Below are 20,774 nucleotides of genomic sequence, written 5' to 3'. Positions count from 1 at the left end.
GCCGCCCGGCAGGCCCGGGCAGCTGCTATTTAAACAGCTTGACTTTGTCTTTGTGCTTGGTGCGCAGGTACTGGCGGATAATCTGCTGCACGTCCTTGTTGTCGTTGTAGCGCGTGATGGCGTCAACGAAGTCGGACAGGCGGCGGGCCGAGAAAACGCCGTCTACGTAGCCAAACCCAAGGTAGCGTCCGTTCTCGACCACCACAATCGACTTCTCGTCCTCGCGCCGGCCCTGGCCAATGATGACGAAGGTGCCGTGCTCGAAGGTAAAGCTTTCAATAGCCTCCTCCACGCGCTTGTTGTACGCTTCCGGGGGCTCCAGGCCCAGGCAGGCGCCCTGACAGCGGTGCACCTGGTAGTCGAAGCATGCCCCTTGGGTTTTGTACAGGTCGCAGAGCTTCTGGCAGAGATTGTACTTGGCGACCTTGTGGAACAGAAAGCCCTTGGCCTTGAACTGGTTGCCGAGTGCAATCAACGGGTGGGACTGGGCGTGGTCGTCGGCCTTGCCGTAGTAGAGGCGCTTGTAGCCCTGCTCGTCGGTGCGCAGGAAGATGCCCGCCGGAAACACCGAGCGGCGCTGCTGTCGGTTATACAGGGGCTTGAGCCGCTTAATCTCGTGCGATTCAAACAGCAGGGCCACCAACTCGGAGCCGGTCAGCTCCCAGGTGATGTCGGAGATGCTGTTTTTAAAGTCCAGGCTCTTGCGCGACTTGTAGTCGACGGCGAAGTGCTGCTGAATCCGCTTGTAAATGTTGATGCTCTTGCCGACATAGATAACCTCGCCGTGCTCGTTGTGGAAGTAGTAGACGCCCGCCTCCTGCGGCAGGGCCGCCACCTGCTGGGGCGTGATGTTGGGCGGGAGCAGGGCGGTTTTGATGGCTTCGGCCACGGCCGCCACGCGCTTCGGGCTGGGCTGCTTGGCGGGCTTGCGGCCGGCCGGCGCCAGGGCATCCACGGCGGCCAGGGTGTCGGCGGCCGAAGCTGTGGGGTTTTTCAGGGCCTCGTCCTGCTGGCTGATCTTGAGCAGGCGGTCGAATAAAATAGTGGTAGCGGCAGCGTCGCCAGCGGCGCGGTGGCGGCCTTCCAGCGGAATGCCGATGTTCTGGCAGAGCTTGCCCAGGCTGTAGCTGGGCTGGCCCGGAATCAGAGAGCGGCTCAGACGCACCGTGCATAGGGTTTTGCGCGAGTAGTTGTAGCCCAGGTCGGCAAACTCCTTTTTCAGAAACGAGTAGTCGAACCGCACATTGTGGGCCACGAACACGCAGCCTTCGGTCATCTCCACAATCTTGCGGGCCACCTCGTGGAACTTGGGCGCGTCGCGCACCATGTCGTCGGTGATGCCGGTAAGCTGGGAGATAAAGAAGGGGATGGGCCGGCCCGGGTTTAGCAGCGTATCGAACTGATCCACCACTTTTTCCCCATCGTGAATAAAGACGGCCACTTCCGTGATGCGGTCCTGGGTGGGCTGCCCGCCCGTGGTTTCAAGGTCAATGATGGCGTACAAATGCGGAGCTGGTTCGGACGGAGGATAAAGAGCTAACAAAGTTAGCCCCCTGGAAGGTTGCAGCCTAGACTTGACCAGCCTGCAAACGGCGGGCGAAGTCGCTGCCCCGGCCGGGTTTACACGAGTTGCCGGCTGATTGCCGGGAATGGTGAAAAAACAAAAAGGCGCCCCGTTGCGAAACGGAGCGCCTTTTGAAAAGCTCGAAAAGGTAACCGAGCCTAGCGGCTCACGTTCCCTTTCAGGGCCGTAATACGGTTCTTGGCGGCCAGAATTTCGCTGTGCTGCTTCTGCACGATGGTCTTAGCTTCGGCGGGCAGGTCGGCGCTCAGAGCCGTCTCGTACGACTTCAGGGCGACGGCGTCGCCGTTTTCGCACTCACCGAGAATGGCATTGTCGTCTTGGCCCGTAATGGCCGACTTGATGTTGATCCAGCCGCGGTGTACGGCGGCAGCGGCGTCCATTGCCACGCTTTCGATGGTGTTGTCAGTAGCGGGTGAAAGGCCAATCTGACGGCCGCACTGCTCCAGCTCGGAGGCAAACTGGGCGCGCTGCTGGCTGAGCTGGCTCAGCTCGGCTTTGATCTGGGGGTTCGATACGCCCTCGGCGGCTTCCTGGTAGCCTTTCATGCCGGTTTTAGCAACTTCAAGCAGGTCGGTGAAGGCGCGGGAGGTGTTTTCAGTAGCCATGGTGGTAGAGGTTAGGTTGTGGTTGTGACGGGTTGAAAAAACGAACCTGGCCGCGGGTAAGCGCCCAGGTTCGCCTTCTTATACTGCCTGCCTTACGGTTGGGTTATAGTTTTTACCAGCATGCCGGAATTCCGTTTGCTGGATTACCCGACGGTAATCCGGCGTTCCGGAAAAAAACGAACAGCCATCCGCTAAACGGTAACTGCCCAAAAAATCACCGCGTCACGCGGTGCCAGATCTTACCCCAGAAGCTGGGCTCCCCGTTTTTGCCTTCCACCTTATCATCGCCCTCGGCGACGTCGCCCAGCAGGAATCCGAACGGCTCCAGGGGCTTATAGGCGTCGAAGACGACTTTGAGAATGGCTACCAGCGGGATGCTCAGAATCATGCCCGGCGTACCCCACAGCTCCCCGCCCAGAATCAGCGCAATGATGGCCGCCATCGGGTTGATGCTGACCTTGGAGCCGGTAATCATGGGCGTGATGAAGTTACCTTCCAGGAATTGCACGATCAGAAAAACCAGCACCACCAGCGCCGCCTTCACCGGGTCGCCGGTTTCGACCAAGGTAATGATGGCCGGCAGGGTGGCCCCGATAATGATGCCGATGTAGGGAATGATGGCCAGCACCGAGGCGAAGACGGCAAAGAAGATGGCGTACTTCACGCCCAGCAGCAGCAAGCCGATGGCATTGAGCACCGCCACAATAGCAATGACGGTGAGCAGACCGGTGATGTAGGCCTGCACCACGGTCTGGATGTTGTCGACGGTGTGTAGCACCGTGGTGCGCTTGTCGGGGCTCACAAAGCGGAACATAAACTGCCGCATATGGTCACGGTAGAGCAGAAAGCAAAAGATGTAGATGGGAATCAGCGTTGCCACGCTCAGAATGCCGGTGGTGGTGGAAATTGTCGTGCCCAGGTAGCCGCCGGCCCCTTTCTTCATCGACTTCAGGGACTCGTCAATCAGCTCATCCTTGCTGGTGGGTTCGATGCCGAAGCGGGAACTCATAAACTGCTGCACCTGGTCGAAATACTGCGACATCTTTTCCTGGAGTATCGGCAGCTCCTTTTTAAACCCCATGATCTGCGCCCCGAAAACCCAGACCAGGCCGGTGAGCAGCGCCACCATCAGCAGCAGGCACACAACAATGGCCAGCACCCGGGGCAGGCCCCAGCGCTCAAACCGCCGACACAGCGGCAGCAGCAGCAGGGACAGCAGACCGGCAAAGGCCAGCGGCAGCAGGATATCGTCCAGCTCGTGCAGGGTGTACACCAGCAGCACCATTCCCAGCAGGAGCAGGCTGTAGTGCACCACCGGCGACAGCTTTACCGCGGGCGGGGTAATGGGGTGCTGGGGCATGTGCTGGTTTTGGCGAGGGGGGAGCATTGGCTAAAGAAATTAGGAAGCGAAGAGGCGGGAACGGAGACCGTAAAGCCGTATATTTGGCTAACGGCAGTGAACTAAGGGCATTTTGGCCTGGTTGTGCTAATAAGATTCGCCAAGCATTGGCGCGCTGCCGCCAGCGGCAACGGTCCGGATTCGGCCTTACGGTCGAGGCCGGGAAATAGCCGATTTTCTGCGTTATTTTACATCAAATTTGATTTCTGCTTTCCATGGCTGACGAACAACTACCCACGCCTCCCCAGCATGCTTACACCGAGGACAGCATCCGCTCCCTCGACTGGCGGGAGCATATCCGCCTGCGCCCGGGCATGTACATCGGCAAGCTCGGCGACGGCTCCGCCTACGACGACGGCATCTACGTGCTGGTCAAGGAGGTTATCGACAACTCCATTGATGAGCACGTGATGGGCCACGGGCGCACGATCGAAATCAAGATTTCCGACCAGCGCGTGCAGGTGCGCGACTATGGCCGCGGCATTCCGCTGGGCAAGGTCGTGGACGTGGTCAGCAAGATCAACACCGGCGGCAAGTACGACTCCAAGGTGTTCCAGAAGTCGGTGGGCTTGAACGGCGTCGGTACCAAGGCCGTGAACGCGCTGAGCAACTACTTTCTGGTGCAGAGCGTGCGCGACGGGCTGATGAAGTCGGCCGAGTTTGAGCGCGGTGAGCTTAAGCAGGACCCCAAGCCCGTCAAGACTAGCCAGCGCAACGGCACGCTGATGGTGTTTCAGCCCGACGACACGATCTTCAAGAACTACCGCTTTATCCCGGAGTACCTCGAAAATCAGATCTGGAACTACGTTTACCTGAACGCGGGCCTGACCATCAACTTCAACGGGCAGAAGTACTACTCTGAAAATGGCCTGCTCGACCTGCTCGCCCGCAAGGCCGACCCCGAAAGCCAGCGGTACCCCATCATCCACCTCAAGGCCCCGGATATCGAGCTGGCCTTAACCCACGGCAACGACTACGGCGAGGAGTACTACTCGTTCGTCAACGGGCAGTACACCACCCAGGGCGGCACGCACCTGGCTGCCTTCCGCGAGGCCGTGGTGAAAACCGTGCGCGAATTCTATAAGAAGGAGTACGACGCCACCGACGTGCGCGCCTCCATCGTGGCCGCTATTTCGGTGCGCGTGCAGGAGCCCGTGTTTGAAAGCCAAACCAAAACCAAGCTCGGCTCCATCAACATGGGCGAGGACGGGCCTACGGTACGGGGCTTTATCCTGGACTTCGTTAAGGAGCACCTCGACAACTACCTGCACAAAAACCCGGCGGTGGCTGAGGCGCTCAAGAAGCGCATCGAGCAGAGCGAGCGGGAGCGGAAAGACATGGCCGGCGTGAAAAAGCTGGCCAACCAGCGCGCCAAGAAAGCCAACCTGCACAACCGCAAGCTGCGCGACTGCCGCTTCCACCTGGGTGAGGGAAAACAGGAAGCTGAAGCCCTGACCACGCTGTTCATCACCGAGGGCGACTCGGCTTCGGGTTCCATCACCAAAAGCCGCAACGTGGAGACGGAAGCCGTGTTTAGCTTGCGCGGCAAGCCCCTGAACTGCTTCGGGCTGAAGAAGAAGGTGGTGTACGAAAACGAGGAGCTGAACCTGCTCCAGCACGCGCTCAACATCGAGGAAGGCATCGAGAACCTGCGCTACAACCGCGTCGTCATTGCCACCGACGCCGACGTGGACGGCATGCACATCCGCCTGCTGCTGCTCACCTTCTTCCTGCAGTTCTTCCCTGACCTGGTCCGCAACGGCCACGTCTACATCCTGGAGACGCCGCTGTTCCGGGTGCGCAACAAGAAGACGACCATCTACTGCTACAACGAGCAGGAAAAGCAGAACGCCATGCGCCAGCTGGGCCGCAACCCCGAGGTGACCCGCTTCAAGGGACTGGGTGAAATCAGCCCCGACGAGTTCGGCAAGTTTATCGGCGACAACATCAAGCTGGAGCCCGTGATTCTGCAGTCGGACCGCTCGATCCAGCAGGTGCTGACGTACTACATGGGCAAGAACACGCCCGCCCGCCAGGAATTCATCATCGACAACCTGCGCCTGGAGAAAGACCTGGTGACCTCCGACGTGCTGCCGGTGAGCGAGGTAGCCGAGGAAGATATGGCCTTCGCGTAGCCTTCACCCGCGTAATAAACCAAACCGCCCCCGTGCCTTCCGGCGCGGGGGCGGTTGCTTTTACTGACCGGGTGTTTGGCCGCTCCCGCCGCCAAGCGCCTGGGGTGGAGCCAATACAAACCTCGGGCGGAAGGACCTGTCAGGTAGCCGCATTAACACGCTACTAAGATAAATTGTGTATTTAAGTGTACTTTGCTGATTCTGAGTACAGTTAAGTTTTAGCGTGAATATCTGTCAGCCTATGGCGCTCACCGCCCCGCAATTCGCTTGGCCATCGTCGTGCCAGGCTGCGGCTCTACCCGCGCGGCGGCTGTGTGCGCTGCTGATGCTGCTTCTGCTGCCTCTGGTCGGGTGGGCACAGGCCCCCACGCTCAGCGGCTTCTCGCCGGCCAGTGGGGTAGTAGGCTCTACGCTCACCCTGACCGGCAGTAACCTGACCGGCACCCGGAGCGTGCGGTTCGGTGAGGTGCCCGCCCGGTTCACCGTCGTGTCAGGCACTCAGGTCACGGTAACAGTACCGACGCTGGCTTCCACCAGCAAGCTACGTGTGACCACGGCCGGCGGAACGGTGCTCAGCTCCACGGCCTTTCACGTGACCCGGACAACGGCAACTTACCAGTACGTACTGGCCAGCACCAGCTTCAGCGGCATTGGTGCCGGCACGAAGTCGGCCCCGGCCTTCGCGGACCTGGACGCGGACGGCCGCCTCGATCTGCTGGTGGGCAATGCCGACGGTAGGCTCTACCACTACGAGCAGAGCGCAGTCAGCTCGCTCACGTTCGCCCTGGTCAGCAACAACTTCGCCGGCATCGACGTGGGAAACAACGCAGTGCCGGCCTTTACTGATCTGGATGGAGACGGACGACTCGACCTAATCATCGGGGAAAGTGGGGGCAACCTCCGCTACTACGAGCAGAATAGCGTGAACTCAACCGGCTTCACCAACATCATCTTCTCTCCGTTCGGTGGCGTAGGACCCGGCGCAGCGCCCACCATGACCGACCTGAACGGGAACGGGCTGATCGACGTCGTAACCGGCACCAGCGCCGGCAGCCTCTATCACTACGAGCAGAGCCAGGCCAACACCACGACCACCTTCACCAACTATATCCAGGAGTTCAACATGTTCAGCGCTATCAACGCCGGGCTTTCGACCGCCCCGGTGTTCGTGGACCTGGACGGTGACCAGAAGCTCGATCTGCTGATCGGGGAAAGCGGCGGGGCGGTGCGGCACTATGAGCAGACGACTGCTAACGGGTCCTCGTGGGCGCTGGTCAGCAATAGCCTACTCAGCTCGGCCATTGCCGCCGGCTTCGCCAAGCCGGCCGTGACGGACCTGGATGGGGACGGGCTGCTCGACCTGCTCGTGGGAAACGGCGACGGCACACTTTACCACTACGAGCAGTATGCCGGACCTTCCGCCCTGGCGCTGAGCAGCAACACTCTTCAGGAGAACGTGCCGGCCAACTCCATCGTGGGCACATTCACCACCACCGACCCTTCCGTTGGGGACTCGTTCACGTACTCGCTGGTGGCGGGCGCCGGCAGCACGGACAACACTGCCTTCACTATCCTCACCAACCGCCTGCGCATCACGGCCTCACCCGACCATGAAGCCAAATCCAGCTACAGCGTGCGGGTGCGGACCACCGACGCGGCCGGCAACTTCTTTGAGGACGACTTTACCATCACCATCACCGACGTCGTCGAAGCTCCCGCTATCACGGGCTTCTCGCCGGCCAGCGGAGAGGTGGGCTCCACGCTCACACTCACGGGCACCGATCTGACCAGCGTCCACAGCGTGCGGTTCGGGGAGGTGCCGGCCCGGTTCACCGTGGTGTCGGGCTCCGAGCTGACCGTGACGGTGCCGCGGCTGGCATCCTCCCAGCGGGTGCGGGTGAACAACTCAGTCAGCACCGCGCTGAGTCCGGCCGTGTTCAGCGTGACGCGCTATAGCAACAGTACGCTTTGCAACGCGGTCAGCAGCAGCCTGAGCGGCCTCGACGCGGGCCTCTACTCGGCCCCGACGGTGACGGACCTCGACGCGGACGGGCTGCTCGACGTGCTGGTGGGCAACTACGCCGGCAACGTGCTCCGCTACGAGCAGACCGCCGTCAATTCCCTGACCTTTACCGCCGCCAATACCCTCACGGCCAACAACAGCGTCTCCAACCCGGGCATTTTCGTGGCCATCGATGTGGGCGACTACGCGGCGCCGGGCATCACCGACCTGGATGGGGATGGGCGTCTTGATCTGCTGGTAGGAGGGACGGGCGCTTCGCTGTACCACTACGAGCAAACCAGCGTGGGCGCGGCTACCTTCACCCGGGTTACGACCACTTTTCTTACGCTCGCCGTCGGTACAACCCGCCTGGTGCCCACCTTCACCGACCTCGATCAGGACGGCCTGCTCGACCTGCTGGTGGGTATTTCCAGCACGATTACCGCCAACAGCGGCCGGATTCAGCACTACGAGCAGAACGCGGCCAACGGTACCGCCTTTACCCTACGCACCACCAGCACCGGCTTCAACAACATCAGCGTAAGCTCGAACGCGGCGCCGGTGTTTGCGGACCTTGACGGCAACGGTCGGCTCGACCTGCTCGTGGGCCGCTCGTCCGGCGTGCTCGACCACTACCAGCAGAACGCCGCCGGCTCCCTGTCCTTTACCCTCGTCGGGGCCGGGTTCAACGGTATCGACGCCGGAAGCTACTCTAATCCGGCCCTGACCGACCTCGATGGCGACGGGCTGTTCGACCTGGCCGTTGGCAACAGCGGCGGCACGCTCGCTCACCACGAGCAGGACGACCCCCGGCCCAGCGTCACCTCCTTCTCGCCATCCTCCGGTCCGGCGGGCAGCTTTATCACTATCACGGGCACTCATCTGACGGGCGCCACCGCCATTACTTTTGCCGGTACGACCGACCACACCGTCACGAGCGGCTTCACCGTGGCCAGCGCCACCAGCATCACCGGCATTGAGGTGCCCGGCGGGGCCCAGACCGGCGCGCTCACCGTAACCACGCCCATTGGCACGACCGTGGCCAGCAGCCAGGCGTTCACCGTTACGGCTCCCCCTATGCCCACCATCACCGGCTTCGGGACGGGCAGTGGGGCAGTGGGCTCGAGTGTCGTCATCACCGGCACCTCCCTGTACTCCACCTCGTCCGTGCGCCTGGGCGAGCTGCTGGCGCCGGTGACGGCCCGCACCAATACTACCCTTACCGTGACCGTGCCGCGCCTGGCCAGCACCCACAACGCCGCCGTCACGACCAGCGTCGGGCAGGCTCTGAGCCCCGGCGCCTTCGGCGTCCCGCGGGCCAGCTCAAACTTTGCTTACCAGTCGGTCAACGGCAACTTTAACGGCATCGACGTGGGGGAGCTGTCGGCTCCCGCCTTCACTAACCTGGACGGAGACGGACTGCTGGACCTGGTCATCGGCAATTACGACGGCACGTTGCACTACTATGAGCAGTCTGCCCTGAACGCCACCAGCTTCGCCCTGGTTGCCGCCACCTTCAACGGCATCGACGTGGGTGGCCATGCCTCCCCGACGTTCACCGACCTGAATGGGGACGGCCTGCTCGACCTGCTTATCGGCGCTTCCAACCGGCGGATCCACCACTATCGCCAGAGCGCGGTGAACTCAACGGCCTTCGTACTGGTCACCACCTTTTTCAACGACTTGTCGCCGGGCGGATACTGCCAGCCCACGTTTACGGACCTGGACGGGGACGGGCTGCTGGATCTGATTGTGGGAATCATCAACAGCCGGATGGTTCACTACGAGCAGAGCGCCCCCAACTCGACCACGTTCGCGCTGGTGTCCACGACTTTTAATGGCTTCGTGGGGCCTGGTAATTTTGAATTAGCCCCCACCTTCGCCGACCTGAACGGGGACGGGCTGCTGGACCTGCTGATCGGAATGTACGATGGCACGGTGCGCCACTTCCGTCAGGATGCGGTTAATGCTACCACCTTCACCCTGGTCACGAACAGCTTCGGGGGAGTCAGCCTGGGCACCCAGTACATGACCCCAACCGTGACCGACCTCGACGGGGATGGGCTGCTCGACCTGCTGGTAGGTGGCTACAACGGTACGCTGGCCCACTACAAGCAGCTGCCCGCCGCCCCATTGCCGGTGGAGCTGGTCGGCTTTTCGGCCAGCCGGGTGGGGGAGACTGCGGTGCGCCTGGGCTGGGCCACGGCTACGGAGCAGAACTCGGCCTATTTCGAGGTGGAGCGCAGTCTCGATGGCGTGGCCTTCGTCGCTATCGGAAAGGTGGAGGCGGCCGGTATGAGCAGTACCCGCCGCGGCTATGGCCACCTTGATGCGCAGTTGCCAGGCTCCGCATCATTGCTCTACTACCGGCTACGGCAAATGGACCAGGACGGCACGTTTAGCTACTCGCCCGTGCGGGTAGTGGCACTCCATGGTGTTTCGGCTGCGCTGGTGCTCTATCCAAACCCCACGGCCGGCGCCACGATGCTCACCGGGGCCGAGCCCGGCGCCGGGGCGCAGGTACTTGACGTGCTGGGCCGCCCCGTGCTGACGGCCACGGCCGACGCGGCGGGCTCGGTGCGGCTGCCAGCGGGCCTGACCCCGGGCGTGTACCTCGTGCGCAGCGGCACGCGGGTTAGCCGTCTTGTGGTCGAGTAAGCCCGCGCACTCCCGGGCAGCTCTGACGGTAGTGCGAAGCCCCATCCGTACCGCAGGCAACCTGCTGCGGATCAACTCCAAAGCCGGCCGGCCGGGCCGCAACCGGGGCCGGTACGGCCGGCCGGCAGGTCCCTGAAGGTGAAAGAGGTAACCTAAGCCGGCAGCAGGGTGTATCTTGGGGACCCCAACGCTGTTGCCATGCCCGATTCGCCGGACGTTTATTCACCGGATCCCGTTGCTCCCGACGCTCTGCTTCAGACTCTGCTGGACGTTTCCCTGTGCGGGGTGATTCTGTTTCGGCCCCTGTATTCCGGATCGGACCTGACAGACCTGGCCTACGAGCAGCTTAACCCGGCTGCCCAGCGGATGCTGGGGCTACCTGCTCAGCCGGGCCAGACCTTTCTCACGCTCTACCCGAATGCCCTGGCTACCGGTATCTTCGCCTTCTACCGGGACACGTTTTTGTCCGGCGAAGCCCGGCGGCACGACGTGAACTACCAGTATGACGGGCTGGATAACTTCTTTCAGCTCTCGGCCCGCCGATGCGGCCCCTGGCTGGTTGTCAGCTTTAACGATACTGCGGAGCAGGACCGCTCGGCAGTGGAACTGGCGCTGCGCGAAAGTCAGGCACGGGAGCAGACCGCCCGTCGGGAGGCGGAGGTACAGCGCCGGGAGCTGCATTCCGTGCTGATGCAGGCCCCGGCCTGCATTGCCACGATGGAAGGCCCTGAGCTCACCTTCACGCTGGTGAACCCGATGTACCAGCAGCTGGCCGGAGAGCGGCAGCTCGTGGGCAAGCCCCTGCGCCAGGCCTGGCCCGAGCTGGAAGGGCAGCCTTTCTTCGGCCTGCTGGAACGGGTGTACCGCACCGGGCAAACCTACTACGGCAAGGAGCAGGTCGCGTACCTCGACCGCACCAATACCGGGCGCCTCGAGTCCGTCTACTTCGACTTTATCTACCAGGCCCTGCACGCGGGCGACGAAATTATCGGCGTCATCATTTTTGCCTACGACGTCACGGACCAGGTACTGAACCGCCAGCAGGTGCAGGTGCTGAACGAGGAGCTGGCCGCCGCGAACGAGGAGCTGCAGGCCGCCAATGAGGAAATCCGGGCCAACAACGACGAGCTGATGCAAACCGAGCAGCAGCTGCGGCAGCTCAACCACCACCTCGAAACCCGGGTCATCGAGCGCACCCGCATGGCCAAGGATGCACAGGGTGAAGCCGAGCGGCAGCGGGCCACGCTCGAGCGGCTGTTTATGCAGGCTCCCGCCGCCATCTGCGTTCTGGCTGGCCCGGAGCTGGTTTATGAGCTGGTGAACCCCCAGTACCAGCAGCTTTTTCCGGGCCGGAAACTGCTCGGGCTGCCCTTGCTGGCCGCCCTGCCCGAAATTGCCGGGCATGAGGTGGCCGGTACCTTCCGCCAGGTTTTCGAAACCGGCGTCACCCACGAGGAGCGGGGCATGCTGATTCCGATTGCCCGCCCCGGCGACGGGGTGCTGGAAGACCGATACTTCAACTACATCCAGCAGGCCCGCTTTGACGAGCAGGGCCGCATCGACGGCATCCTCGTGTTTGCCTTCGAAGTAACTGAGCAGGTGCAGGCGCGCAAGGCCAGCGAAGCCAGCGCCCAGCACCTGCGTTTGCTGACGGACTCCCTGCCCGTGCTCATCGGCTACCTCGACCGCGAGCAGCGGTACCGCTTCGCCAACCTGGCCTATAAAGCCTGGTTTAACCAAGAGCCCGAGCAGCTGCTGGGCCGGTACGTGCGCGACGTAGTGGGGGAGAGGGCGTACGCCGGCGTGGTGCAGTACATCGAGCGGGCCCTCGGCGGCGAGCAGCTCACGTTCGATGCCCGCATGCCGTACCGGGAAAACTTTACCCGCTACATCCGCACCAGCTACGTGCCAGACTGGCAGCAGGGCGAAGTAGTGGGCTTCTACACCCTCGTTACCGACGTGACGGAGCAGGTGGAGGCCCGGCAGGAAGTGGAGCGGCAGCAGCAGGTGCTGCACACCTTGTTCATGGAAGCCCCGGCCCCGATCATCATTCTGGACGGGTCCGAGCTGGTGTATCAGCTGGTAAACCCGGCCTATCAGAATATCTTCCCGGACCGCGAGCTGCTGGGCAAGCCCCTGCTAAGCGCCATGCCCGAACTGGCGGAATCGGAGCTGCCAGCCATGATCCGGCGGGTGTATCAGACCGGTGAAACCACGGTGATGCGGGAGATGCCGCTGTGGCAGTCCCGACACGAGGGCGCCGAGCGCGAAGAGATTTACTGGACCTTTACCCTGCAGGTGCGACGAAATGGGCAGGGCGCCGTGGACGGCGTCATGGTGTTCGCCTACGAAGTAACCGAGCTGGTCAAGGCCCGGCAGGTGGTGGAGCAGAGCGAGCTGTACTTCCGGCAGATGGCCGACAACGTGCCCGTGATGCTCTGGGTTACGGACCCGGCCGGCAACTGCACCTACCTCAACCAGCAGTGGTACAACTTTACCGGGATGCAGGAAGCCGATTCCCTGGGCACCGGCTGGGTAAACTCCCTGCACGCCGAAGAGGCCGAGCTGGCCCGGCAGGCATTTCTGGAAGCCAATGCCCTTCGGAAGCCGTTTCATCTGCCCTGCCGGGTTCGGCGCTTCGACGGGGCCTACCGCTGGGCCATCGACACCGGCGTGCCCCGCTTTAACGCGGCGGGCGAGTACATGGGCATGGTGGGGACGGTGGTGGACGTACACGAGCAGAAGCTGGCCGAGCATGGCCTGCAGCGCCTGACGGAAAAGCTCGGCCGGGCGCGCGATAAGGCCGAGGCCCTGAACGCGGAGCTGCTACACACCAACGAGCAGCTGGTGCGCACCAACGTCGACCTCGACAACTTTATCTATACCGCTTCCCACGACCTGAAGGCCCCAATCACCAACATTGAAGGGCTGCTGCTGGTGCTGCAGGAACAGCTGGCCGGCGTGCCGAACGAAATGGTAGGGACCGTGCTGGGCATGATGCACGAATCCGTAGTGCGCTTTACGCGCACCCTCGACCACCTGAGCGACGTGACCAAGCTGCAGAAAGAGCACGCCCAGGCGGTAACCGAGGTGGCGCTGGCGGCCGTGGTCGACGATGTATGCCTCGACCTGCAGCCCCTGATCGGGCAGACCGGAGCCCGGCTGGAGGTGGCCGTGGACGAGTGCGGAACGATTTCCTTTTCCGCCAAAAACCTGCGCAGCGTCGTGTACAATCTGCTGAGCAATGCCCTCAAGTACCGGCATCCCGACCGCCCCCCGGTGGTGCGCATCCACTGCAACCTGCAGGATGAGTACCTGGTGCTGACGGTTCAAGACAACGGCCTGGGGCTGGAGCTCGATCAGCTGACCGAGCTGTTCACGATGTTCCGCCGCCTGCATACCCACGTCGAAGGCAGCGGTATCGGGCTTTACATGGTCAAGCGCATCGTCGAAAATGCCGGCGGCCGGGTAGAAGTGAAAAGCCAGCTGGGCGAGGGCACAACGTTTCAGGTGTTTTTCCGGCGCTGAACGGTAGTATCTAAAGCTGCCCGCCGGTAACTATGCCCCGGCAGGGGTAGCTGCCTGCGCTTAGCGCGCAGGCAGCGTTCTACGACAGCGGCTCTGGTGCGGCAGAAGCGGCGGGACGCGACTTGTCCTGAGGCAGGGGCACGAACTCAGCATTGTCGTTGGGAGGCAGCAAAATCCGGCCCGCCTGCCAGTCGGCCTTGGCTTGCTCAATCCGCTCCCGCCGCGACGACACGAAGTTCCACCAGATAAAGCGCGGGCCCAGCTGCTCGCCGCCCAGCAGCATCAGCGTGGTGGCTTCGCGGGCCACGATGACCGGGTCCTGGCCCGGGGTAAAGACCAGCAGCTGCCCGGCGGAGTAGAAGCGGCCAGCGACTTCCACCGAGCCTTTGGCTACGTAGGCGCCGCGCTCCTGGTGCCCCTGCGGCAGCCCGAACCGGGTGCCGGACTCTAGCACCACGTGCAGGTAAAACAGCGGGGAATGCGTCTTCACCGCGTTGCGCAGACCGTAGGCCTCGCCCGCAATCAGGCGCATCCACACGCCCGGCTCGGTAAAAATGGGCAGCTGCTCGGGCTGGTAGTTGTCGAAGGCCGGGGCGGTTTCCTCGTCGGCCTCGGGCAGGGCTACCCAGGTCTGAATCATTTCCAGCTGCCCGCCGGCCAGGGTGGCCGGGTCCTCGAACCGCTCGGAGTGGGCAATGCCGCTGCCAGCCGTCATCCAGTTTACTTCCCCCGGCCGGATAATCTGTTCCACGCCCAGGCTGTCGCGGTGCGTGACCTGCCCGCCGAACAGGTAGCTCACCGTGCTCAGGCCGATGTGGGGGTGGGGCAGCACGTCGAGGTTGGGCAGCTGCGCGGCCGGCACGCCCACCGGTCCGGCGTGGTCCATGAAGATAAACGGCCCCACCATGCGCCGCTCCCGGAATGGCAGGATGCGCTTTACGTCGAAGCCCGGACTGAGGGCGGCGGGGCGGGCACTGATAACGAGGTCAAGCATGGCAGAAAACGTTGGGTGAAGCCGCGGGTAAGGTAAGCAGGGGCGACGCGTTCGGCCAAGTTTACCTACATCCGTGGGCCTGAGAAGGCGGTAGAAATGCCGAATCATACCGGCTGGTTAGGAAGTGTTGCCCTCCGATGTCAGCACCCGGGATTCCTGGGCTGCGCTCAGTATGAGTTTTTAAATCCATCTGTCTGGCAGCTCCATTTTGTATTCCTGAAACCCTGGTTGCGCTCCTATATAGTATGCGTACTAAGATCCTGTAGGCATCTGAGCCGGGGAATATTGCTAACTGAATTAGGAATACAAAGCCAGTCCCTGCGATGTAGAAGGAAATTAGGTTGGCATTTCCACCAAGACGGCAGTGAGGTTAGCTTGCGAATGGCTAATAAAATTAGGAACTTTATGCCTCAGCTCCGCATTAGAAATATTGCGTTCTGCGCGGCTAGCGGTACTTTTGGTAATCCCGGGGTTCCGGCTTTGCCGCCCCGGGCGCTTCGGGGAATTCTTTGTAGCTTTTCCCAGGCTCGTGTAGCCAGCCCTATTATTTTGACCGGTGCCTTTCGGGGCCCGGTGGTTTGATGAAGAAGCCTTCCGGTTCCGGCCGGGAGAGAGGTACAAGAACATTAACCGTGGCAGAGGCCACACCCCATCGTGTCAGAAGAGAACAACCCCCAGGACCCGACCCAGAACCCCGACGAGCAGCCCAACCTGTTCGGCGCCGGCGACTCCTTTGAGTTTGGGTCCGAGCCGGCCGCGGCCGGTGATGCTGATGCCCAGGAAGGCGACGACGCGCCGGAGTTCGTGGTGAGCGAAACCGGCGAGCTGCTGCTGGCTGAGTCGTCCGCCGACGTGCAGGCCATTACGGAGTCGGTGCCCGTCACGGACGAAGCCGAGGAGGAGCCCAAGTTTGCCCCCGGCGAAACCATTCATGACGTGGCCACCGTGGCCGGCATGTACCAGAACTGGTTTCTGGACTACGCCTCCTACGTGATTCTGGAGCGCGCCGTGCCCGCCATTGAGGACGGACTCAAGCCCGTGCAGCGCCGCATCCTGCACGCCATGAAGGAAATGGACGACGGCCGCTTCAACAAGGTGGCCAACGTCATCGGCCAGACCATGCAGTACCACCCCCACGGCGACGCTTCCATCGGCGACGCGATGGTGAACCTGGGGCAGAAGGATCTGCTCATTGAAACCCAGGGCAACTGGGGCGACATCCGCACCGGCGACGGCGCCGCTGCCCCGCGCTACATCGAAGCCCGCCTGAGCAAGTTCGCCCTCGACGTGGTCTTCAACCCCGACATCACCGAGTGGCAGATGAGCTACGACGGCCGCAAGCGCGAGCCGGTAAACCTGCCGGTGAAGTTTCCGCTGCTGCTGGCCCAGGGCGTGGAAGGCATTGCCGTGGGGTTGAGCACGAAGATCATGCCCCACAACTTCCGCGAACTGTGCAAGGCCAGCATCGACGTGCTCCGGGGCCGCGACATTCAGCTGTTCCCGGACTTCCCGACCGGCGGCCTCTGCGACGTGAGCAACTACAACGGCGGCCTGCGCGGCTCCAAGATTCGCCTGCGCGCCACCATTGAGAAGGCCGACAAGACCATGCTCATCATTCGCGATATTCCCTACGGCACCACCACTACGGCGCTGATGGAGAGCATCGTGAAGGCCTCGGAAGCAAACAAGATCAAGATCCGCAAGGTGGTCGACAACACGGCCGCCGACGTGGAAATCCAGGTGCATCTGCCCGCCGGCGTCAGCCCCGACCTGACGATGGACGCGCTGTACGCCTTCACCGACTGCGAGGTCTCGATTTCGCCCAACACCTGCGTTATCATCGAGGACAAGCCGCGGTTTGTGGGCGTGGAGGACATGCTGCGCCTGAGCACCCAGAAAACCGTGCGCCTGTTGGAGCGGGAGCTGGAAATCCGCCAGGACGAGCTGCACGAGAAGTGGCATTCGGCCTCACTGGAGAAGATCTTCATCGAAAACCGTATCTACCGCAAGATCGAGGAGTGCGAAACCTGGGCCGACATTCTCGAAACCATCGAGAAGGGCCTGAGCAAGTTCGTGCGCGTCGAGGGTCAGAAAGTTAAAGCCGACGACCAGCGCATCGTGCTGCGCCGCCCGATTACCGAGGACGACCTGACCCGCCTGACCGAAATCCGCATCAAGCGCATTTCTAAGTTCGACTCCTTTAAGGCCGACGAGTACATTCAGCGCCTGGAAGCTGAGCTGGCCGAAGTAGCCGACCACCTGGCCCACCTCACCCGCTACGCCATTCACTACTTCGAGGGCCTGCTCAAGAAGTATGGCGCCAGCCGGGAGCGCAAAACCCAGCTCCGCACCTTCGACGTGGTAACGGCCCAGAAAGTGGCTGTGGCCAACCAGAAGCTCTACGTCAACTACACCGACGGCTTCGTGGGCTACGGCCTGAAAAAAGACGAAAGCGCCGTCACGGTCTGCGACTGTTCCGACCTCGACGACATCATCGCCATCCGCCGCGACGGCACGTTCACGGTGTTCAAGATTGCCGAGAAGACCTTCGTGGGCAAGGACATCCTGCATGTGGGCGTCTACAACAAGAACGACGACCGGCTGGTGTACAACATGGTGTACCAGGACGGCCCCTCGGGCATTGCCTACGCCAAGCGCTTCCTCGTCACGGGCATCACCCGCGACAAGGTGTACGACCTGACCAAGGGCGGCAAAAACTCCAAGGTGCTGTACCTGACGGCCAACCCCAACTCGGAGTCGGAAATCGTGAGCGTGCAGCTGTCTGACAAGGCCCCGGCCCGCGTCAAGCAGTTCGACTTCGACTTTGCCGAGCTGGCCATTAAGGGCAAGGGCTCGATGGGCAACATCGTGACCAAGCAGCCGATCAAGAAAATCACCCAGAAAAGCCTCGGCGACTCCACGCTCGGCGGCCGGGAGGTGTTCTTCGACTCGGTGGTGGGCCGCCTCAACACGGCCGGCCACGGCCGCTACCTCGGTACCTTCGATACCGACAACACGGTGCTGGTGGTGTACAAGGACGGCTCCTACGAGCTTACGCCCCCGGATCCGGCCATTCACTTCGACGTGCCCAACATCGTGCTGCTGCGCAAGAGCGACCCCGACGCTGTTATCTCGACGGTGTACGTGGAAGGCGAAACCAAGCTGCACTACATCAAGCGGTTCCGCATCGAGACGAGCACCATCAGCAAGCGGTTTACCTTTATTGCCGAAACCAAGGGCTCAAAGCTGCTCTGCGCCACCTGCCACCCCGAACCCCAGGTGGAAGTGAAGCTGCAGCGCGACAAGAAAGCCGACAAGGAAACCGAGAAGCTCCACCTGCACGAGTTCATCGACGTGAAAGGCTGGAAGGCCATGGGCAACAAGCTCAACCACTTCCGGATTCACGCCGTGACTTTGCTGACCGACGAAGGCCCCGAGCCTCAGCGCCGGGAAGTGGCCCGCAAGAAAGGCCCCGCCACGATTCCTCGTCCGACCCCGGCCGCCGTCGCTGAAGCTGGACCGCTGCCCGAGCTGGCTGGTGATGTGGACGTGACGGATGAGGATGTGGAGCGGGCCCAGGCGGTGCTGCGCCGGCCCAAATCCCAGCTCAAGCTGTTTTAAGTGAAAAGCCCCGGCAACTCTGCCGGGGCTTTTTCGGCTTTAGCATCCCCGGTTCGGCCTGTTTCAGGTAAGCAAGAAAAGGCGGAGCTTTGGGGCCGTGTTTACCCTGGGTTTGATGCCGCTGCGCCTTCTTCATCTGGTTTACCTGTTTTTGTTGCTGCTCGGCCTGGGCAGCACGACGGCCCTTGCGCAGCGACCCCGCCCGAAAGCCCAGCCGGCGGCCAAAGCCAAGCCCCGCAAGGCCCCGGTACCGGCTCCCGGCGCTCAGCCGAACCCGGAAGTAGTGCGCCTGCTGGCCGAAGCCCACAGCGCCCAGAAGCGCTACCGCGACTCGGAAGCCCTGGCGCTGTTTGAGCAGGTGCTGGGCAAGGAGGAAAACTACGAAGCCCTCTGGCAGGCTGCCGTGCTCAGCGTCCGCATCGGCAGCCGCTACACCGACGAGACGCGCAAAGGCACCTACTTTGCCTCAGCCCGCTCGTACGCCGACCGCGCCCTGGGTTTGCACCCCTACGGGGGCGAAAGCAACTACGCTACCGCCCTGGCCATTATCAGCGAAGCGCCGTTGCTCACGGCCCGGGGCCGGCTGCTGGCTTACAAGGAAATGAAGCCCTACATCAGCCTGGCCGTGGAGCGCTGCCCCACGTGGGCCGATGCCTGGCAGCTGCTCGGCCGCTGGCACTTCCGCGTCGACCACTACAATGTATTTGAGAAGGTGTTCAGCCACTTCTTCCTGCATGGTCGCCCGGGCGGGGCCAGCACCGAAAAGGCCGTGGAAGCGCTGCTCATGGCGCAGGAGCTCGAACCCACCCGCATTGGCTTCTGCTACGACCTGGCCCGGGTCTACCAGGCCCAGCACGAGCTCGACAAAGCCATTGCCGTGCTGCTCAAGGCCAGTACCCTGATGCCCGCTACCACGGAGGAAATGGAAGTCAGCCGCCGCTGCCACAAGCTGCTGGAGGTGTTGTCCCGCAAGCACAGTCGGCTCAACTAACGCGCGGGGAGCGGGGCGGGCCCTGATTACCCCGTATCTTTGAGAGCTTACCTTTTCCCAAACTCCTGCCCGTGCGTCTGCCTGCTCTCCTGCTCTCCTCTGCGCTGCTTTTCCCCGGACTGGCTGGCTGCGGTGGCAGCACCCCCGAACAGCCCGATGTGATGGTAAACCTGACCACGGTTAAAAGCGGGCCCCAGGTGCAGGCTGATGAGCTCGATGGGGCCATTACCCGCCAGCCCGGCAACGGCGCCCTCTACGCCCGCCGGGCTGCTTTCCGGCTGGCGGCCGACCAGGTAAACGAAGCCCTCCAGGATATCGACAAGGCCATCAGCCTCGATGACACCGAAGGCGAGTTCTACTTCACCAAGGCCCGGGCCCTGCGCGCCCAGAACCGCCTGCAGTCCACGCTGAAAGCGGCGGCGGAGGCGGCCCGCCGTGGTTATTCCTCGCCGGACCTGACTCTGCTGCTGGGCGAAACCCACCTGGCTGCCCGCCATTACCAGACGGCCCTCGACTACCTTGACCGGACTCTGCAGCAGGACCCCAACCACACGGCAGCGCTGTTTTACAAGGGAATAGCCTACAGCTCGCTCCAGGACACGGTGCAGGCGCTTGATTACCTGCGGGCCAGCCTGGCCCGGGACCCGCACCAGCCGGAAGTTCTGCACCAGCTCGCGTTTCTGTCAAATGCCTACCGTCTGCCCGCCGACGCTGCCCAGTATGCTGCCCGGGGCCTGAAGCTGGCGCCCCGCAGCGGGGCGCTTTGGTACGACTATGGCCGCCAGTTCGAGCTCCAGGGCCAGCCCGACAGCGCCTTTCGCAGCTACGTACGGGCTGCCGCCCTCGATTCCACCCTGTACCGGGCCGACTACCGCATCGGGCTCTGGTACTTTCAGCAGCGCCGGTACGCGGCGGCCATTTCGCCACTGCGCCGGGCCGTGCGCCGGGCGCCACGCCTGCCCCAGGCCCGCGAAATGCTCGCCGAGAGCTACGAAAGCCAGGGGCAGCTGCCCGCAGCCCTGGCGCAGTACCGCCAGCTGGTCGTCGAAAATCCGGGAAACCGCCGCTACACCTTCAAGGTCTGGAAGGTAGGGGAGCGGGTGCGCCTGCTTCAGCCCGACACCACCCGGGCCCGGCTGCCGCGCTTTGCTCCGGCCGCTCCCATTCAGCCCTCAGCCTCAGCGCAGCCGGCCCCTACCGTGAGGTAGCCCGCCGATGGGAGCGATGTGAAAAGGGGAAATGCGGCCCCATGCTGC

At 62.7% G+C, this 20,774-nt stretch carries 10 protein-coding genes; 6 read left to right on the top strand and 4 right to left on the bottom strand.

Annotated elements, in window-relative coordinates:
* Positions 1-25: 25 nt before the first annotated feature.
* The 3 genes from LJY25_RS00560 to LJY25_RS00550 all read right to left on the bottom strand — a co-directional run bounded on the left by LJY25_RS00560 (position 26) and on the right by LJY25_RS00550 (position 3,577).
* The gene (locus tag LJY25_RS00560) at positions 26-1,504 is read right to left on the bottom strand and encodes an exonuclease domain-containing protein (protein ID WP_227606267.1); all 1,479 of its coding nucleotides are present in this window, start codon (positions 1,502-1,504) and stop codon (positions 26-28) included.
* 218 nt (positions 1,505-1,722) lie between these two features.
* The gene (locus LJY25_RS00555) at positions 1,723-2,190 is read right to left on the bottom strand and encodes a PA2169 family four-helix-bundle protein (protein ID WP_227606266.1); all 468 of its coding nucleotides are present in this window, start codon (positions 2,188-2,190) and stop codon (positions 1,723-1,725) included.
* 214 nt (positions 2,191-2,404) lie between these two features.
* Entirely contained in the window at positions 2,405-3,577 is a 1,173-nt protein-coding gene (locus tag LJY25_RS00550) for an AI-2E family transporter (RefSeq protein WP_227606265.1), read from the bottom strand.
* Positions 3,578-3,804: 227 nt separating this feature from the next.
* On the opposite strand from LJY25_RS00550, the gene LJY25_RS00545 reads away from it, so the two are divergent.
* From LJY25_RS00545 to LJY25_RS00535, 3 genes are all read left to right on the top strand, one after another.
* A complete protein-coding gene (locus LJY25_RS00545; RefSeq protein WP_227606264.1) occupies positions 3,805-5,724 on the top strand; it encodes a DNA topoisomerase IV subunit B in 1,920 nt (639 codons plus the stop codon).
* A gap of 325 nt (positions 5,725-6,049) precedes the next feature.
* Positions 6,050-10,384, top strand: a complete 4,335-nt coding sequence (locus LJY25_RS00540) for an FG-GAP-like repeat-containing protein (protein ID WP_227606263.1) — start codon at positions 6,050-6,052, stop codon at positions 10,382-10,384.
* Positions 10,385-10,582: 198 nt separating this feature from the next.
* A complete protein-coding gene (locus LJY25_RS00535; protein ID WP_227606262.1) occupies positions 10,583-13,912 on the top strand; it encodes a PAS domain-containing sensor histidine kinase in 3,330 nt (1,109 codons plus the stop codon).
* A gap of 79 nt (positions 13,913-13,991) precedes the next feature.
* On the opposite strand, the gene LJY25_RS00530 is transcribed toward LJY25_RS00535, so the two are convergent.
* Entirely contained in the window at positions 13,992-14,906 is a 915-nt protein-coding gene (locus LJY25_RS00530) for a pirin family protein (protein ID WP_227606261.1), read from the bottom strand.
* Positions 14,907-15,779: 873 nt separating this feature from the next.
* On the opposite strand from LJY25_RS00530, the gene LJY25_RS00525 reads away from it, so the two are divergent.
* The 3 genes from LJY25_RS00525 to LJY25_RS00515 all read left to right on the top strand — a co-directional run bounded on the left by LJY25_RS00525 (position 15,780) and on the right by LJY25_RS00515 (position 20,726).
* A complete protein-coding gene (locus LJY25_RS00525; RefSeq protein WP_394799945.1) occupies positions 15,780-18,527 on the top strand; it encodes a DNA gyrase/topoisomerase IV subunit A in 2,748 nt (915 codons plus the stop codon).
* A gap of 115 nt (positions 18,528-18,642) precedes the next feature.
* Positions 18,643-19,518 (top strand): tetratricopeptide repeat protein, encoded by an 876-nt coding sequence (locus LJY25_RS00520; RefSeq protein WP_227606260.1) that lies wholly within the window; start codon positions 18,643-18,645, stop codon positions 19,516-19,518.
* A gap of 71 nt (positions 19,519-19,589) precedes the next feature.
* A complete protein-coding gene (locus LJY25_RS00515) occupies positions 19,590-20,726 on the top strand; it encodes a tetratricopeptide repeat protein (protein ID WP_227606259.1) in 1,137 nt (378 codons plus the stop codon).
* The last annotated feature ends 48 nt before the right edge of the window (positions 20,727-20,774 follow it).

Origin of the sequence: Hymenobacter translucens (genome assembly GCF_020685205.1) — a bacterium.
GTDB classification, from domain to species: domain Bacteria; phylum Bacteroidota; class Bacteroidia; order Cytophagales; family Hymenobacteraceae; genus Hymenobacter; species Hymenobacter translucens.
This window is presented reverse-complemented; position numbering and strand designations above follow the sequence as displayed.

Bases quoted from the DNA above. Each gene is read 5' to 3' on its own strand.
- LJY25_RS00540 (WP_227606263.1), top strand. From the start codon at position 6,050: ATGCTGCTTCTGCTGCCTCTGGTCGGGTGGGCACAGGCCCCCACGCTC.
- LJY25_RS00545 (WP_227606264.1), top strand. From the start codon at position 3,805: ATGGCTGACGAACAACTACCCACGCCTCCCCAGCATGCTTACACCGAG.
- LJY25_RS00555 (WP_227606266.1), bottom strand. From the start codon at position 2,190: ATGGCTACTGAAAACACCTCCCGCGCCTTCACCGACCTGCTTGAAGTT.
- LJY25_RS00550 (WP_227606265.1), bottom strand. From the start codon at position 3,577: ATGCTCCCCCCTCGCCAAAACCAGCACATGCCCCAGCACCCCATTACC.
- LJY25_RS00535 (WP_227606262.1), top strand. From the start codon at position 10,583: ATGCCCGATTCGCCGGACGTTTATTCACCGGATCCCGTTGCTCCCGAC.
- LJY25_RS00520 (WP_227606260.1), top strand. From the start codon at position 18,643: ATGCCGCTGCGCCTTCTTCATCTGGTTTACCTGTTTTTGTTGCTGCTC.
- LJY25_RS00530 (WP_227606261.1), bottom strand. From the start codon at position 14,906: ATGCTTGACCTCGTTATCAGTGCCCGCCCCGCCGCCCTCAGTCCGGGC.